12 protein-coding genes and 1 pseudogene are annotated in these 16,116 nt (G+C 69.1%); 5 read left to right on the forward strand and 8 right to left on the reverse strand.

The annotated features are described in order from the left end of the window. The 3 genes and pseudogenes from AC08ON_RS03015 to AC08ON_RS03025 all read right to left on the reverse strand — a co-directional run. Positions 1–331, reverse strand: a pseudogene (locus AC08ON_RS03015) (hypothetical protein); the annotation flags it as partial. A 209-nt stretch (positions 332–540) separates the two neighbouring features. Beyond that, complete coding sequence (locus AC08ON_RS03020) at positions 541–1,137, reverse strand: TetR/AcrR family transcriptional regulator (protein WP_476606845.1); 597 nt, start codon at positions 1,135–1,137, stop codon at positions 541–543. 358 nt (positions 1,138–1,495) lie between these two features. Then, positions 1,496–2,005, reverse strand: a complete 510-nt coding sequence (locus tag AC08ON_RS03025; RefSeq protein ID WP_476606844.1) for a GtrA family protein — start codon at positions 2,003–2,005, stop codon at positions 1,496–1,498. Between the two features lie 395 nt (positions 2,006–2,400). Here AC08ON_RS03025 and AC08ON_RS03030 point away from each other — a divergent pair, with 395 nt between their 5' ends. Further along, complete coding sequence (locus AC08ON_RS03030) at positions 2,401–3,036, forward strand: beta-class carbonic anhydrase (protein ID WP_476606843.1); 636 nt, start codon at positions 2,401–2,403, stop codon at positions 3,034–3,036. 87 nt (positions 3,037–3,123) lie between these two features. Here AC08ON_RS03030 and AC08ON_RS03035 read toward each other — a convergent pair whose 3' ends face one another. The 4 genes from AC08ON_RS03035 to AC08ON_RS03050 form a co-directional block, all read right to left on the reverse strand. Beyond that, positions 3,124–4,458 (reverse strand): UDP-glucose dehydrogenase family protein, encoded by a 1,335-nt coding sequence (locus tag AC08ON_RS03035; RefSeq protein WP_476606842.1) that lies wholly within the window; start codon positions 4,456–4,458, stop codon positions 3,124–3,126. A 158-nt stretch (positions 4,459–4,616) separates the two neighbouring features. Beyond that, the gene (locus tag AC08ON_RS03040; protein WP_476606841.1) at positions 4,617–5,522 is read right to left on the reverse strand and encodes a TIGR03089 family protein; all 906 of its coding nucleotides are present in this window, start codon (positions 5,520–5,522) and stop codon (positions 4,617–4,619) included. Continuing rightward, positions 5,519–7,087, reverse strand: coding sequence for an LCP family protein (locus tag AC08ON_RS03045; protein ID WP_476606840.1), 1,569 nt, complete (start codon positions 7,085–7,087; stop codon positions 5,519–5,521). Before AC08ON_RS03045 ends, AC08ON_RS03040 begins: the two co-directional genes overlap by 4 nt. A gap of 259 nt (positions 7,088–7,346) precedes the next feature. Beyond that, the gene (locus AC08ON_RS03050) at positions 7,347–8,960 is read right to left on the reverse strand and encodes an LCP family protein (protein ID WP_476606839.1); all 1,614 of its coding nucleotides are present in this window, start codon (positions 8,958–8,960) and stop codon (positions 7,347–7,349) included. 284 nt (positions 8,961–9,244) lie between these two features. On the opposite strand from AC08ON_RS03050, the gene AC08ON_RS03055 reads away from it, so the two are divergent. Next, positions 9,245–10,321 carry a glucose-1-phosphate thymidylyltransferase gene (locus AC08ON_RS03055; RefSeq protein WP_476606838.1) on the forward strand — a complete coding sequence of 359 codons (1,077 nt, stop codon included), beginning with the start codon at positions 9,245–9,247 and terminating at the stop codon, positions 10,319–10,321. Here AC08ON_RS03055 and AC08ON_RS03060 read toward each other — a convergent pair. Continuing rightward, positions 10,305–12,233 carry a glycosyltransferase family 39 protein gene (locus AC08ON_RS03060; RefSeq protein ID WP_476616408.1) on the reverse strand — a complete coding sequence of 643 codons (1,929 nt, stop codon included), beginning with the start codon at positions 12,231–12,233 and terminating at the stop codon, positions 10,305–10,307. The two genes, AC08ON_RS03055 and AC08ON_RS03060, sit on opposite strands and share 17 nt — an antisense overlap. A 162-nt stretch (positions 12,234–12,395) precedes the next feature. Here AC08ON_RS03060 and rfbD point away from each other — a divergent pair, with 162 nt between their 5' ends. The 3 genes from rfbD to AC08ON_RS03075 all read left to right on the forward strand — a co-directional run. Beyond that, the gene (rfbD, locus tag AC08ON_RS03065) at positions 12,396–13,292 is read left to right on the forward strand and encodes a dTDP-4-dehydrorhamnose reductase (protein WP_476606836.1); all 897 of its coding nucleotides are present in this window, start codon (positions 12,396–12,398) and stop codon (positions 13,290–13,292) included. A gap of 297 nt (positions 13,293–13,589) precedes the next feature. Further along, positions 13,590–14,441 carry an acyl-CoA-like ligand-binding transcription factor gene (locus tag AC08ON_RS03070; RefSeq protein WP_476606835.1) on the forward strand — a complete coding sequence of 284 codons (852 nt, stop codon included), beginning with the start codon at positions 13,590–13,592 and terminating at the stop codon, positions 14,439–14,441. 49 nt (positions 14,442–14,490) lie between these two features. Beyond that, on the forward strand, positions 14,491–16,116 hold a 1,626-nt coding region (locus AC08ON_RS03075), incomplete at its 3' end, for an MDR family MFS transporter (RefSeq protein WP_476616409.1).

Genomic DNA, 16,116 nt, shown 5'->3' on the forward strand with positions numbered 1-16,116 from the left:
ACTGTGCCGTGGGCGGGTAGCCGCCGGAGCCGCCGTCCTGCACCAGTTGGGTCTGGGCGTCGTTGTGGAGGTCGTTGTGGAGATAACCGCCCTCCTGGGGTGATCCATACGGCGCAGGCCAGCTCGGCCCGGACGGACGGGAGTTCGGAGAGTAGCCGCCGGGTTGGTTGACGCCGGGTGCGCTGTCGCCGATCAGGTGGGTCTCGTCTTCGTCGCCGAACGGTGCCGAGCCCGCGGAGTACGGCGAGGCGGAATAGGAACCACCAGCGTTGCCGTCAACCCCTTGGGTCTGGGCGTCCGGGTCCTGGGGGCCTGGGCCCGGTGACTGCATGGCGTCCTCCTGCGCTGCGCGAAGAGCGGCCCCTGCCCGCGCTCGTGATCTTGCGGATCCCGCCGTGGTGCCGGGCGGTTCTCGCAACCGTCCATCTGTGTTAGAACGGACGGACCGCCCCGTTCGGCCCAGGTCGGGCTCGATGCTCGATGTTAGAAGCTTTGTGTTCGGAGGGGGATCCCGGGTCGTCTTGGAGACAAGGTGTCGGATCAGGCCGCGTAACGGATCACGATGTTGTCGACGATCATCTCCAGGAACGTCTGGTCGACCGGGTCGCCGGTCAGCAGCACCCGTTGGAGGATGACGGCGGTTCCGAGTTCTATGAGTACCGTGCGGTCGACGTCCGGGCGGACCTCGCCGCGGGCGATCCCGCGTTCGATGATGGCTTCCGAGCTCGCCTGGCGTTGCATCCAGAGGCCGCGGCGCAGGGCGTCGCGCAGACCGGGATTGCGCGGCATCTCCGAGATCAGTTCCGCGAGGATCCGTCCCCGATCGCCGCGGATCGTGTCATGGAACGAGGTCAGGAACTCAAGGATGTCCAGGCGGAGGGAGCCGTTGTCGGGTGCCGGCATCCGCTGCTCGGTGAAGGCGTTGACCGCATCCATCACCAGGGCGAGCTTTGACGGCCAGCGCCGGTAGATGGTGGCCTTGCCGGCTCGTGCCCGGGTGGCCACCCGGTCCATCGTCACACCGTCGTATCCGACCTCGGCCAGAAGGTCGAGGGTGGCGGTGCGGATCGCCTGGTCCCGGCTCTCGTCGCGAGGTCGGCCGCCGGGGTGCGACGACGCGAGCGAGAACGGGGTCACGACACACCCTCCAGGTTGCTGCGGACTGGACGGCGCTCCACGCGGCGTTCCCGGTAGCCGATGTGTCTCGCTGGATGGAGGGCTGTGGGCGCGCGGCGCCAGCCTGGCCCGCCGAGCGTAGCCCACCGGCGAAGGTTCGGGAACCGTTCGGTATCGGAACTGGGTTGTTCCCGACTTGTCCGCCGGGGACGGTGGGAGGGCGGAACGTCCTGTTCCGCTGTCGTGCCGTGTCGGCGGGCGTGTTGGGCGTCCGGGGTGGCGGCGATGCGCGGCGCACCTGAAACGGCCGGTCCGGTGCCGGACCAGGTGGCGGAATGCGCGCCGGGCCGGGGTGTCGGGCCGGTGGCCGCTGGCGCGGTCAGATCCGGCCCGCATGCTCCGGGATGTGCCGACGACCGTCCTGACGGGCTCCGCCGCTCGTGGCGGCCTTGGGATGGTCCGGGTGGAGGAAGACCCACTTCTTGTAGGCCCAGAACCGGAATACGGTGCCCAGCCCGGTGCCGATGATGTTACCGAACAGGTTGAACGCAAGTACGCCCTTGAGATCGAGTACATAGCGTGCGAACCCGAGGCAGCCGAGCGCGATCAGCAACCCGACCGTATTCAGGATCACGAAGAGTGTGTACTCGCGACGTAGACCGGTTCGGGCGCGATGGTTGAAAGACCATTGCCGGTTCCCGATGTAGGAAAAGGTGGCGGCGACCACCGTGGAGACGGTCTTCGCGCTGAGCGGACCCATTCCGAGAAGCGTGTGGCACAGGTTGGAGACGAGAAAGTCGATGGCGTAACACGCACCGCCGACCAGCCCGAACTTGCCCATCTCGTGGACGAGTACCTGCACCGGTGAGCGGGTCTGTCGGTGTCTCACCACGGGCGACCCCGATCGATATTTACCACCCGGAGAGAGTACCGGCTGCTCCCGCCCGCCCACCGTGCCACCCCCGTCGACGGTGGCGTGGTGGACATCCGTGGCGAGGCCGGCTCACCGGACATGATGCCGGACGTAGCAGTGAACGCGCTGGCGCGTGGTGGAGTCACCGGGTAGCTGTTCCCATCTCTACGTTAGGTGATGCCACCAATCCGGTGCGGCGGGCAACGTGGGTGGCACAACTTCGGCAAAAACTCGGGAACGTTGGCGAAGCTGGGCCCATGGACGGCATCCTGGCAGTTGGAGGGTGGGGACCATTGATCGGAAGGACGCATCATGATCCGCTCGAGTCGTTGGTCGAGCCGTTGATGCCGATGTCAAGGACCGATGACCACGTGGACACCGATGATCACACCGCTGTCGACCCCGTTGCCGATGTCCATGCAGACGATGTCCATGCAGACACCGTGCGCCCCGCGGACACCGTGAGCCCGGTGAGCCCGGTGAGCCCGGTGAGCGGCGCTGCCACGGCGACCGAACTCCTGCTGAGCTACGCGGCAGGTCACCCCGCCCGGCGGCGGGAGGCCGGGCCACCTGCCCTGCCCGGCGCGCGGCCGCGCCTGGGCGTCGCGGTGGTTGCCTGTATGGACGTGCGGATCCAGGCGGAGGCCTTGCTCGGTCTTGTCGAAGGTGACGCCCACATCCTGCGCAACGCCGGTGGTGTCATCACCCCGGATGTGGTCCGCTCGCTCGCCGTGAGCCAGCACCTGCTGGGAACGACGGAGATCATTCTTTTGCATCACACCGGGTGTGGTCTCGAAAGGATCACCGACGACGGGTTCCGGGACCAGTTGGAGCGCAAGACGGGCGTTCGTCCCGAATGGGCCGTGTATTCCTTTCCCGATGTCGAGGAGGACGTGCGCAAGTCCGTCAGGGTGCTGCGTTCGTCGCCGTTCCTGCAGTCCACCACCTCGGTACGCGGGTTCGTCTACCAGGTGGAGACCGGGGCACTGGTCGAGGTTCTGCCGTAGAGCGGTCCACGGCGGTGTGGGGATGGGCCGCATTGTCGGATCGTCGTCGGACCAAGCTTGCTCGGTCCGGTCGGTCCGGTCGGTGGGTCACGCGGGTGGCCGTCCGAGCGCGTGGTAGATCCAGCCGGCATCCCGCCAGACCGCGGGATCCAGGACGTGCCGTCCGTCGATGACGATGGGTCTGCTGACGTGCGGTCGCAGGGCGGCCGGGTCGATCTCGCGGAACTCGCTCCATTCCGTCAGGACCAGGACGATCTCCGCGCCTGCCACGGCTCGTATCACCGAGTCGGTGTAGTGCAGGTACGGATAGTGAATGCGGGCGTTCGGGATCGCCGCGGGGTCGTAGACGGACACATGGCCGCCGGCGCGGTGCAGCGCGGTGGCCACGTCGAGGGCGGGCGAGTCGCGGATGTCATCGGAATTCGGTTTGAAGGCGGCACCGAGGACCGCCACCATCCGGCCCGTCGGCGAGCCCCCCAGCGCCTTGGTGGCCAGCGCCACCGTCCGCGTCCGGGCCCGCGTGTTGACGGCGTCGACCTCGGTGAGGAAGGCCAGCGCGGAGCCGACTCCCAGCTCGTCCGCACGGGCCTGGAAGGCACGGATGTCCTTGGGTAGGCAACCGCCGCCGAAGCCGATGCCGGCCTGGAGGAACCGGGGCCCGATCCTGGGGTCGTGAGCCAGGGCGGCGGCGAGCTCGGTCACGTCCCCCCCGGTCATGTCGCAGATCTCGGCCATCGCGTTGATGAAGGAGATTTTCGTCGCGAGGAAGGCGTTCGCGGCGACCTTCACGATTTCGGCCGTGACGAAGTCGGTGACGATGACGGGTGTGCCTTCTTTGATCGTTCTGGCGTAGACCGTCCGCAGCCGTGCCTCGGCGGTGCCACCCGGGACGACCCCGAAGACCAGGCGGTCCGGCCGCAGGGTGTCGTCGACGGCGGACCCCTCCCGGAGGAACTCGGGATTCCAGGCAAGTTCCGCGCCCGGGGCGCCGGCGGCAAGTCGTCCGGCCAGCCGGGCCGCGGTGCCCGTGGGAACCGTCGACTTGCCCACCACCAGCGTCCCGGGCCGCAGCCCGGCCGCGATCAGACCATTCGTCACCGCCTCGACGTGGCGCAGGTCCGTCGCGCCGGAATCGGGCCGTTGCGGTGTTCCCACGCAGATGAAATGCACCTCGGCCCGGTCAACCGCCTCGGCGAGCGAACTCGAGAAGGTCAGCCGTCCCGCCTCCAGGTTCTTGCGGAGTAGCCCTTCCAGACCGGGCTCGAAGAAGGGCACCCCACCCGCGGCGAGCCGCTGCGTCCTGGTCGCGTCGATATCGACACCGATGACCTCGAAACCCAGTTCCGCCATGCACACGGCATGTGTCGCGCCCAGATAGCCGGTGCCGATGACGCTGAGGTGAAGAACCGGTGACGTGCTCACGTCTGAGTGACCTCCGCTGCACGTGGTAAAGACGGCCGCCGCGCTGCCCCATTCTCGTTGGCCGTCGCGCCGTTCGATGGTCACGCCGTCTGTGAGCTGCCCGGATGTCGGGTATGGTCATTCCCCGGCCGCGGCCCGATACGGGGGTCGTACGGGTTTCACCCGAGGCGGGGGAGCGGCAGCGACCGGACCCCCGCGGGCAGTGGGCTGGGCGCGTGCCGCAGGACTGACCGGCCGACGGCGGTGATCTTCTCCGTCTCGATGCGCCGCGGGAGCGCGGCGCTGTCGAGATGCCGGCACAGCACGATCGACGAGCCTGCGACCAGGGGAGCAAGCAGCGAACCGACCAGGCCCTCGGTCGTGGCGAGCGGCGCGGTGAACAGCACCCGGTCCGCGGGTCCCAGGCCCCACGCCCCCGCGATCGCGGTACCCGCGCGCAGCAGCGCGGCCTGCCCGGGCGGCGCTGCCGGGGCGGCGAACCGATCGCCGTGCGGGGGCACCTCCGCGGCGTAGTCGAGAACCCCGGCGACGGGCCGGCGCATCCGACCACCCAGCGGGCGTAGTGACAGGGCCACGATCTCGTCCACCATCAGGCCGGATGCCTCGTCGAGCCGGTCCTCGGCCAAGAACAGCGCGTCGAGGGGGGTCGCGACCGGGAGCTCCCCGCCGGCCTTCTCGGCGTCCTCGCCGTCCTGCTCGCCGGCTGCGTCCCGGACGAGGACCGCGTCCATCCCGGCCGACCAGGTGGCGAGCAGGATGACCGAACTGAGCCAGTGCGTCGGCAGGTGGACGCCGACCCGGTCACCGATGCCGAGGCCGAGCGTGTCGACCAGCATGTTCGCGGTCTTCGCCACCCAGTTGTCGAAGGTGGTCGCCGAGAATTCCACGCGTTCGCCGGTCGCGTCGTCGTAGAAGGTGACCAGCGGGCGGGCGGGATCGGTGGCCAGCCGGTGCGCGAGGACGGACGCGATGCCGCGAACCCCCGCCACGGGTGCGGCGTAGGCGTCCGCGGCCGGGCCAAGCAGCGTCCGTGCGGCGACCAGCCGCGGCACGGAGGCGCTCATGGCGTGCACGAGGGGTCGGAGGGAACGGGACCGACCGGAGCGGCTGCGGTGCCTGTGGTGCCGCCGACGCCTGTGGTGCCGCCGATCGTGGTCGCCCGGGTGTCACCACCGGCGGCGGTCGTGGTCGTCGAGATCCTCGTGCCGACGGTTGCCGCCGCGCCCGGCAGTCCACCGTTGGGCAGGCCGGAGCTGGGCAGGCCGGTGAAGGTGGATCCGAGGACGAGGACGAGGCCGGCCCCGGAGCGGCCGGCGTCCGCGACGATTCGGCTGCCGGGGATCGTCGCCGCCAGGGTGCGTGCCGCAGCCTCCTGGCCCGGGGGATGGCGTACCTCGGTCAGAGTCTGGCGGGTCGATGTCGCGGCGGTCATCGGCCCAGTGAAGCCGCGTGCCCGCAGTCCGTCGACCGTGCCGGTGGCGAGTCCGGCACGTCCCGAGGCGTTGCGGACGGCGGCGATCGAGACCTGGGCGGGGTCGAGAGTTCGCTGTGCGGGAGGCTTGGTGCCCGCGGGCAGCAGCGGAGCGAGGACCTGGTCGAGGCCGGCCTGATCGACGATGAGTACGGCCCCGTGCGGGGGAACCGAACCCAGGTCGTCAACCGCGCCATCGGAGCGCAGCGCGATGTGCGTAGGGACTGTCACGAAGTGAATTCTTCCCGGACCCAGCTCGCTGACCCGCTTCGCGAGCTTGAGCATCGCGGTCTGGTCGAGACCCTGGTCGATCCGCAGCGCGCCGCCGACCGCACCGATCAGTGAAGTGATCTTGATTGGATTGGTGAGCACTCCGGTGCTGGTCGCTGTCGCCAGCAGCTTGGAGAGGAACTGCTGCTGGCGCAGAATGCGAAGGCGTTCGTCCCCGAGCGCGTAACGGGTCCGGACGAAGGCCAGCGCCTGATCACCGTTGAGACGGTTCTCGCCGAGCCGTCCGCTCCATCCCGACATCGAGTCGTGCAGGTTGCGGGTGCTGCCGTTCGGTAGGGGCGTCACGCACACGCTCACGCCCCCCACCGCGTCGGTCATCGTCTTGAAACCGGCGAGATTGATCGAGATGGTATGGTCGATCTTCAGGCCGGTCAGGGACTCCAGCGTGGTGACGAGACCGGGGACGTCCGCCAGCCCGAGCACCTCGGTGATCTTCGACCGGCCGTCGTGGGCGGTGGCCTTCTCTCGCGGCACCACCGGGACGAGCATGTCCCGGGGGAAGGACAGTAACGTGGCCGAGCCGTCCTTGCCGAAGTGGGCGATGATGGTGGTGTCGGACCGGACGCCGTCCACCACGCCGTACTCACCCCCGGTACCCTCCCGACTGTCGTCGCCGAGCAGCAGGATGTTCTCCTCGCCGTCCGCGCTCGCCGGGCGGGCACCCTCGATGTCCCAGTCGACGCGCGTGACGGCCTTGTCGAACTGTCGGTAGGCGGCCCACCCGATGGTGCTCAGACCGAGAACCAGCACGGACAGCAGAGCGACGGCTCCAACGGACAGCCGTCGCAGCGGGGAGCGGTGGCGACGGGGCCCACGTGGGTCCAACGCGGGCGGTAGGGCCGGCGGGCGCATGGTATCGGGGCTCACCTGAGTCGAAAGCCCTCCTCGCTCAGGCGGCCGGGGCGGGAGAACCCCGCCGGAACGCATGCCGCGGCCGTCGTGGTCGTGATGTGGCAGCCGTGTCCGTCTAACTGGACGTTCCGGACGGCCAAGACGTTGCCATGACAAGCACGGATGTTCACGGCGGGGTTGATCTCGTCTCCGGCCGTAGTGCGGACGGCGCGGAATGTGATCGGACGGTCGGGTGAACGATCAGTCAGCCAGCGGTGAGTCAGACGGCGAGCGGTTAGTACGTGCACCCCGAGGTGAGATCCGCGGCCGTTGACGGTGAGGCGGGAGGCGGGTCCGCCGTAGCGGACCCGCCGGTCGCCCCGGCGGCTGTGCCGGTACCACCGGTCGATCCGGCGCCCCCGGCCGCTGGACTCGGGTTCACCCCGTTGTAGGACGTGCCCAGGACGAGGGCGATGTGGCCGGCGGGGACGGAGGCGTCCGCGCGCAACCGGCTGCCGGGCACGTCGGCCTGCACGGCATGGGCGGCGGCCTGTTCGCTCGGGCGGTAGCGCACCTGCGTCGTCCCCACCACGCCGGCCTGCCACGTCTGCGGCGGGCTGACCCGGAAACCGGCCTGCCGCAGCGCCCCGGCGGCCTTGGCTGCGAGGCCCCCCACCCCGGCGCCGTTGTAGACGTCGATCAGCACCTGCGCCGGGTCGACCGTCGGAGTCGGTGCCGGGGTAACGGAGGACTCCCGCGTGTCACGGGCCCGCCCGCGCAGCGGAGCGAGGAACTTCTCCAGCGTCTCGGGGTCGTAGAGCTGTACGGAGCCGAACCTCGGCAGCTCCCCCACGGCGTTGCCGCCCTCGGCCGGCGTCGGGGTGTGTACGGGGATCGTCTCGAACCGGATCTGATCGGCGGACATCCCGCGCAGCCGTGTCGCGAGCGCGCGCATGTCGTTCATGCTGGTGCCGTCATCGACGGTGAGCGCCCTGGTCGCGGCCTGGAGCAGGTTCTCCAGCCTGACCGGGTTGGCGAGCACCCCGGTCGTGGTTGCCTGGGTGAAGACGGCGCCGATGAACTGCTGCTGACGGCGGATGCGATCAAAATCGTTGTCGGGTAGGCCGTGGCGTTGGCGGACGAAGGCGAGTGCCTGCTCTCCGTTGAGATAATTCTTGCCTACCGTGCCCCGCCACTGTGACCACGGATCGTAAAGATTGGACTTTCCGCCGTTTGGTAGCGGTTTTACGCAGACGGTGACGCCGCCGATGGCGTCGGTCATCTCCTTGAAACCGGCCAGATCGACCGAGACGTAGTGGTCGATCTTGATGTCGGTGAGATTCTCGATCGTTCTGATCAGGAGACTGGGACCGCCGAGGGTGATCGCCGAGTTCAGCTTGCCGAGGCCGTGCCCCGGAATGCGCACGAGGGTGTCCCTCGGAAAGGAGACCATCGTCGTGGTCCCGTCCACGTCGAGGTGGGCCAGCATCGTCGTGTCCGACCGTTCGTCGGTCACCGCTCCCTGGCTCTCGTACTCGCCGCCGGTGCCCGCCCTGCTGTCCGATCCGACCAGCAGGAAGTTCCGGGTGCCCTCCGCTGCCTCCGCCGGCCGGTCCCCGCCGAGCCCGAGGCGGATCCGGTTGATCTGGGCGTCAAAATACTCGTAGGCGGTCCAGCCGCCCACCGCGGCAAGGAGTACCACGGCGGCGAGCATCGCTGCGACTACCGTGAGCAGGCGGGACGTCAGAGACCGCTCCCGGCGAGTGTCGTGTTCGTCGTCGCGTGCCTGGTGGTCGTCGCGGGTCGGAGACGGGCCTCGATACGCACGGGCGGGCGGATTCAGACGATTTCGTCGCCGCGGGGGCGGGCCCTGGGACCCCGCGGACAGACGCGGCGGCGCGTCGGTCACCGTGTCCCCCTCCCAGGCGGCCCGAGATGTCTGCTGAGTCTGGAACGATCAGATGCGCGGTAAGGTTTCCCGCCGGCTGGCCGCCCCGAACCCTGCGACTACCCAACGTACCCGTATTGGGCGGGGTGTACCTGTCGCCGGCCCGGTGCGCCTGGAAATACCCGTTGCACATGTGGGTGTTCACGGTGACGGGCGGGCAAAGATGGATCGAGCCGTCATGTGATAGGAATCACATCGACGGTTACTTTCTGTCAACCCAAAGCGGCACGATAGGGTTTCGGATCATGAAGGCCCTCGTCCTTGCCGGTGGTTCGGGAACCCGTCTGCGGCCGATCACCCACACCTCGGCCAAACAGCTTGTTCCAGTGGCGAACAAGCCGGTGCTTTTCTATGGCCTGGAGGCCATCCGTGACGCCGGTATCACCGATGTCGGGATCATCGTGGGGGAGACGGCCGGCGAGATCCAGGCGGCGGTAGGTGACGGCTCGGCATTCGGGATCCAGGTCACCTACATCCGCCAGGACGCGCCGCTCGGACTGGCGCATGCCGTGCTCATCGCCCGCGACTTCCTCGTCGATGAACCGTTCGTCATGTACCTCGGCGACAACCTGATTATCGGTGGGATCTCCAGCCTGGTCGAGGAATTCCGACGGACCACTCCGGACGCCCTGATCCTGCTGACCAGGGTCGACAACCCCTCCGCCTTCGGTGTCGCCGAGCTCGGTGCGGATCGGCAGATCATTCGACTGGTCGAGAAGCCGCTCGTTCCGCCGAGTGACCTGGCGCTCGTCGGCGTCTACATGTTCGGCACCCCCATCCACGACGCCGTGGGGGCGATCAAACCGTCGGCCCGCGGCGAGCTGGAGATCACCGAGGCGATCCAGTGGCTCGTCGACGGCGGATACGAGGTCGCCTCCCACCTGGTCGAGGGTTACTGGAAGGACACCGGCCGACTCGACGACATGCTCGAGACGAACCGCCATCTCCTTGAATCGATCGAGCCGGCGATCCGTGGCAGCGTTGACGAGCACAGCACGATCGTTGGCCGTGTGGTGATCGAGGAGGGCGCCTCGCTGGTCCGGTCCACCGTGCGCGGGCCGGCCATCATCGGCCGGGACACCACCCTCGTCGATACCTATGTCGGCCCGTTCACCTCGATCTTTCACTCCTGCGCCATCGAACGGACCGAGATCGAGTACTCGATTGTGCTGGAGCGGGCGACGATCCGTGGGATCGGGCGGATCGAGGACTCGCTGATCGGCCGGGATGTCGAGGTCGTCCCCTCCGCGGCCCTGCCCAGGGCGCATCGGCTCATGCTGGGCGACCACTCCCGCGTCTCGGTGGCTACGACGGGGACCTGAGGCCGGCCCGGAGCGGATGTCTCTTGCGCATCCGTGACGGACTTCGTGGGGCGGGCGTCGGCCGGTGACCGCCTACGCCCGATCCCGGACCCGTGATCGCGGCCTCCCGCGTGCCCCTGGCTCCGCCCGCCCGCACCGCGACGGCGAGGCAGAGAACGACGAGCACCGCCGACAGCGCGAAGACCGTGATCGTGACGCCGATCGGGAACGGCGTCCAGCGGCCGGCCCCCGCGACGATCTCGGGAACGCGGGCCGGGGTGAAGGACACCTGGCGCGGCAACCAGTAGTACGAACAGACCGTCAGCAGCCCCAGACCCTGCATCAGCAGCGCGCCGACCAGCGTGACGGCGGGTGCCAGTCGCTCCCGGCCGCGCAGCGCCGCGCGCAGGCCCAGAGCGAACACCACCCCCAGACCGACCAGCCCCAGGTAGAGATACCGGCCCTGGACGGCGATGCCGCGGGTGTACTGCTGGTACTCCGCCCAGCTGCGCTGCCCGACCATCAGGTAGGCGAAGGCGACCGGGAGCAGCAGTACCGCCGGCCCGGCGGTACTCGCCAGCCGGTCCGGCCGCGCGGCGCGGCGTGGTCCGACGGCCAGCGCGGCCGCGCACAGTCCGACGACCGCCCCGGTCGCCACGACGATGGCGACCGGGGAGAGCTGGGGCGGCTCGAACAGGCCGAGCCCGCCCCAGAAGCGGCTGATCATAGTCCGGAAGAAGTACCAGAACCAGGTGAGGAAGGAGTCCGGAAGCAGCAGTGGTTCCCGCCGCGGCGGGTTCGTCGCCCACCCGTTCGGCTGGACGGAGCCGTACAGGACGTAGTTCCTGATCCACCACCAACCTCCCAGGGCGAGCCCGAGGCCGACCGCCAGCGTGGCCGGCGTCCATGGCAGGGAGCCGATCGCGCGACGCGACGCGAAAAGCCGGCCGGCCGGATACGCGGACCGCTCCGGTGCCTGCCGCCCCGCACGCCGCAGGCGCCACCAGCCGACCAGATAGGCGGCGACGATCATGGCCGGCAGGGCCAGCGCGAACGCCTTGGTCAGCAGGGCGATTCCCAACCAGATCCCGGCCCGGGCGGCGGTGCGGCGACGCATGTCGCCGCGCAGCACACCCACGAGAGTGACGGTTAGCCCGCCGGTGGCGAGCATCAGGAGGCCGTCATTGTTGAAGGTGGCACCGACCCGGGTGAACCCGGGCACGGCGAGTGGCAGGGTCGCCGCGGCGAGGGCCGATGGTTGATCCAGTCCGAAGCGGCGTGCCGCCAGCCATGCCAGCAGGGGCAGCGGCGCGACCACCAGGATGTTCAACAGACGCAGGACGAAGACCTGCTGGTCATAGGCCCAGTGCTTGGAGCCTGGCAGGGCGTCGAGCAGCCTGGCGCCGACCACGTAGATCAACGGTGGATGCTGCACCATCTGGTTGGAGAGACGGCCGTCGCCGACGGGGGCAACCCCGCCGAGGGCGTCGAACGACTGGCGCTGGCCGCGTGGCGTCGGATCGATCTCGGCGAAGGACGGGGAGCCCCGCCGTTTCCCACCGGCCTGGAACATGTCCTGGAAGCGGCCGCGGTCGAAGTCGTCAGAGGTCGCGGCTACACCCGTCGAGATGATCTTTTTGCCTGGTGCGGGCCAGCCGACTCCGTGCTGCAGGCCGTAGACCATGTCCACGTGCTGAGCCTCGTCGTATCCCGTCCAGGTCGGATACACGAACGCGTAGCTGAGCAGCAGGCCGAGGTGAACCGCCGTGATGAGGAGCAATAACACCGGCACGCGCCGCGGACCGGGCATCGACACCGCCTCGGCGGCCTCGGCTCGCGCCTCGGCCGCCGGCCTGGTCCCTGCCGGCCTGGTCTCCGCCGTGGAATCGGTGGTGTAGCTGCAGTCGATGATCGACGGCTCTGGGGCATCCATGGTTGACGCCAGCGTAGACTACCGATGTGAGAGGTTCGGACGAGCTCGGCGTGGGGTAACCGTTGCCTGTCTGTCGCACTCTTCTCGACACGGGCTGATCCTGGGCGGATCCTGAACCGGGCGGGTCACGGTGTCTGCGACACTCGGAAGGTGCGTTTTCTCGTGACCGGTGCCGCCGGTCAGCTCGGGTCCGACCTCTGCCGGCTGCTCGAGGCCCGAGCCGCGGAACCGGGCTCCCCGGTGTCCGGCTGGGCCGGTCTGACCCGGGCGGAATTCGACATCACCGATCCGGCCCGGGTGCGCGCCGTCCTGCGCGACCAGGCGCGTCCTGCGAAGATCCAGGGTGGGCTGGTCGTCTTCAACACGGCGGCCTGGACAAACGTCGACGCGGCGGAGTCGGACGAGGCCGGCGCCTATGCGGTCAACGCCACGGGGCCGGCGCACCTCGCCGCGGCCTGCGCCGAGGTCGGCGCGACCCTGATCCACATTTCGACTGACTACGTCTTCGACGGGCGGGCCGCCAAGCCCTACGAGGTCAACGATCCTACCGGTCCCGTCTCGGCGTACGGCCGGACGAAACTGGCCGGGGAGGAGGCTGTCCGAGCCCTGCTGCCCGATGCCTCGTACGTGGTGCGCACCGCATGGGTCTATGGCCGGACCGGCAGCAACTTCGTGAAGACGATCTCACGCCTGGCCCGTGAGCGGGACACGCTGTCCGTTGTGGACGATCAGGTGGGCTCGCCGACCTGGTCGGCCGATCTTGCGTCGGGGCTGCTCGAACTCGCTTCCTCGGCGGCACCGACCGGCGTCTACCACTGCACGAACGCCGGCGAGACCACGTGGTTCGGCTTCGCCCGCGAGATTGTCGCCGCTTTGGGCCAGGACCCGGCCAAGGTGACGCCGACGACGACGGAGGCATTTCCCCGTCCGGCCCGGCGCCCGGCCTACGCGGTGCTCTCCGGGCGGTCGTGGGTGGACGCGGGACTCACTCCTCCGCGGGCCTGGGACGCCGCGCTGTCCGCGGCCTTCGCCGCGGCGGGCGACGCGCTGCGCGGCTGATCGTTCTGCCGGGTACCGATCTTTCTGTCGATCGTTGCGCGACCGGCCAGCGTCGGCCCACCGCGCCCCGGCCGTGGGCGGGGGCGCGCCTGACTCTCGCCTGGTGTCCGGTCCCCGCCCGGCCCCGTCTGCCCGATCTACCTGGCTCTATCTACCTGGCCCTTCGGCGACGGTTCCCGGTGGGCGCCGATCGTGTTGGCTGGCACAGTAGAATTTTGCAGGATGAGAATAAGTGCGTGTGCTGCAAAGTTATCGAGAAAGAGGATATCGAGGGAGCGGATCGAGATCGGGGAAGCGGTGACGGGGAAGGATCCGACGGCGGCACCCGCGGCGACCGTCCCGGGTCGGGCTGGCGAGCCCGGGAGGTCGTCCGGGCCGGGGCTGCGGGAGCGCAAGAAGCGGCAGACCCGCCGGGCCCTGCGGGCCGCGGCCATCCGGCTTGTCGCGGAGCGTGGTCTGGAGAACGTCTCGGTTGACGAGATCGCCGCCGCGGCCGAGGTTTCCACCCGGACGTTCTTCAACTACTTCCCGACGAAGGACGACGCGATCGCCGGCATCGATCCCGAGGACATCACCGAGATCAGCACGGCGCTGGCGGAGCGTCCTCCCGAGGAGGAGCCGCTGGCGGCGTTGCGGGCGGTCATGCTGGACCGGGCCGCCCTCGTCGCACCCGATCAGGCCGAGCTGTGGCGCGTCCGGCTTGCGATCATCCGTGCCCATCCTCATCTGACCATGGCCTACGCGGCCAGTTGGAGTTCCTACGAACGTGCTCTCGCCGAGGCGATCGGCCGGCGTTGCGGGCTCGATCCCGATCGTGACCCCTACCCCGTCGTGCTGGTCGCGACGACGTTGGCCGTCGTGCGGACCCTGACCGTGCGGTGGCAGGAGTCCCCGGATGACGCTTCGTTGCCCGACACTCTCGGCCGCGCCTTCGACATCCTGGCCCGCGGCCTGGCTCCGCCCGGTCCCTCCGGCACCTTGGGCGGGTCCGGCGCCCCACCCGAGTCCGGCGGGTCCGGCGGGTCCGGCGGGTCCGGCGAGTCGGACGGATTCGACGTGGTGGGCACCTCGAACGCGCCGATCATGTCGTCCCACCGGGAGCACCGGGAGCACCGGGAACGAGAACAGCGAGGACAGCGACCCGAATGAGATCGACCGAGCACGTCGACGTCAGCGACGACCATGAAGGGAACCGGTCATGACGCAGGCTCGATCGGCGGAGTCCGCCGAGCCCGTCGAGTCCGTGGACTCCGCCGAGTCCGCCGAGTCCGCCAGAACCGGCGCCGGCACGTCTCCGGCGCCCCGCGGCGGCGCCGCCGTGATCCCCTCGCCGGTCTCCGACCAGCGCCGGCTCTGGCTGATCATGGGAGCGCTGCTCCTCGGAATCCTGCTGGCCTCGCTGGATCAGACGATCGTGTCGACGGCACTGCCGACGATCGTCGGGGATCTCGGCGGCGCCACCCATCTCTCCTGGGTGGTGACTGCCTACCTGCTGGCCTCCACGGTGTCCACACCGGTCTGGGGCAAGCTCGGTGATCTGTACGGCCGCAAGATCCTGTTCCAGGTGGCGATCGTCATCTTCCTGGTGGGCTCGATGATCGCCGGTGCCAGTACGTCGATGGGGCAGCTGATCGCCTTCCGTGCCATCCAAGGGCTCGGCGGCGGCGGGTTGATCATCAGTGCGATGACGATCATCAGTGATCTCGTTCCGCCGCGCGATCGAGGCCGTTACCAGGGGCTGTTCGGCGCGACGTTCGGCGTGTCGTCGGTGGTCGGTCCGCTGCTCGGCGGCCTGTTCGTCGACCATCTCTCCTGGCGCTGGGTCTTCTACGTGAACCTGCCGGTGGGCGCGGTCGCCCTGGTGGTGACGGCGTTGGCGCTCCCGGCGACGAGGAACCGCATCAGGCACGTCATCGACTACCTCGGCACCGTGCTCCTGGCCATGGCAACGACCAGCCTCGTGTTGCTGACCAGCCTGGGCGGCACCACCTACGCCTGGGGATCACCGGAGATCATCGGGATGGGCGTCGCGGGAGTCGTGCTCCTCGTCGGGTTCGTGTTCGTCGAACGAGTGGCGGTCGAACCCGTGCTGCCGCTGACGCTGTTCCGGGTCCGGGTGTTCTCGGTGGCCGGCGCGGTCGGCTTCGTCGTCGGCTTCGCGATGTTCGGCGCGATCGTCTTCCTGCCGCTGTTCCTCCAGGTGGTGAAGGGAGTCGACCCGACGGACTCCGGCCTGCAGATGCTGCCGGTGATGGGTGGGCTGCTGCTCAGCTCGATCATCTCCGGCCGGCTCATCAGCCGGTGGGGCCGTTACAAGATCTTCCCGGTCGTCGGTACCGCGATGATGTCGATCGGCCTGTTCCTGCTGTCGTTCATCAGTCCCGACATCTCCACGCTGCAGCTCACGTTGTCCATGTTCGTCCTCGGGGTCGGGATCGGCGCGGTCCTGCAGGTCCTGGTCATGGCCGTGCAGAATGCCGTCGACTACCGGCAGATGGGCGTGGCCACCTCGGGTGCGACCTTCTTCCGGTCCATCGGCGGGTCGTTCGGTACCGCCGTGTTCGGCGCGATCTTCGCGAACCAGCTCAGGGGTAACCTCGCCGAGCGGTTTGCGGGCATCCCGTTGCCATCCGGTCTGTCCGCCTCCGGTTCCAACCTCAGCCCCCAGGTGCTCCACAGGCTGCCCCCGACGATCCGGGACGGGTTCGTCCAGGCGTTCTCGGACGCGATGCAGACCGTCTTCCTGGTGGCGGTGCCGATCGGTCTGTGCGCCTTCGCGCTGGCCTGGTTGCTGCCCGAGATCCGCCTGGGAAACACCGTCGGT

Source organism: Frankia sp. CoWAU3 (assembly GCF_977971855.1).

Bases quoted from the DNA above. Each gene is read 5' to 3' on its own strand.
- AC08ON_RS03060 (WP_476616408.1), bottom strand. From the start codon at position 12,233: ATGGATGCCCCAGAGCCGTCGATCATCGACTGCAGCTACACCACCGAT.
- AC08ON_RS03055 (WP_476606838.1), top strand. From the start codon at position 9,245: ATGAAGGCCCTCGTCCTTGCCGGTGGTTCGGGAACCCGTCTGCGGCCG.
- AC08ON_RS03040 (WP_476606841.1), bottom strand. From the start codon at position 5,522: ATGAGCGCCTCCGTGCCGCGGCTGGTCGCCGCACGGACGCTGCTTGGC.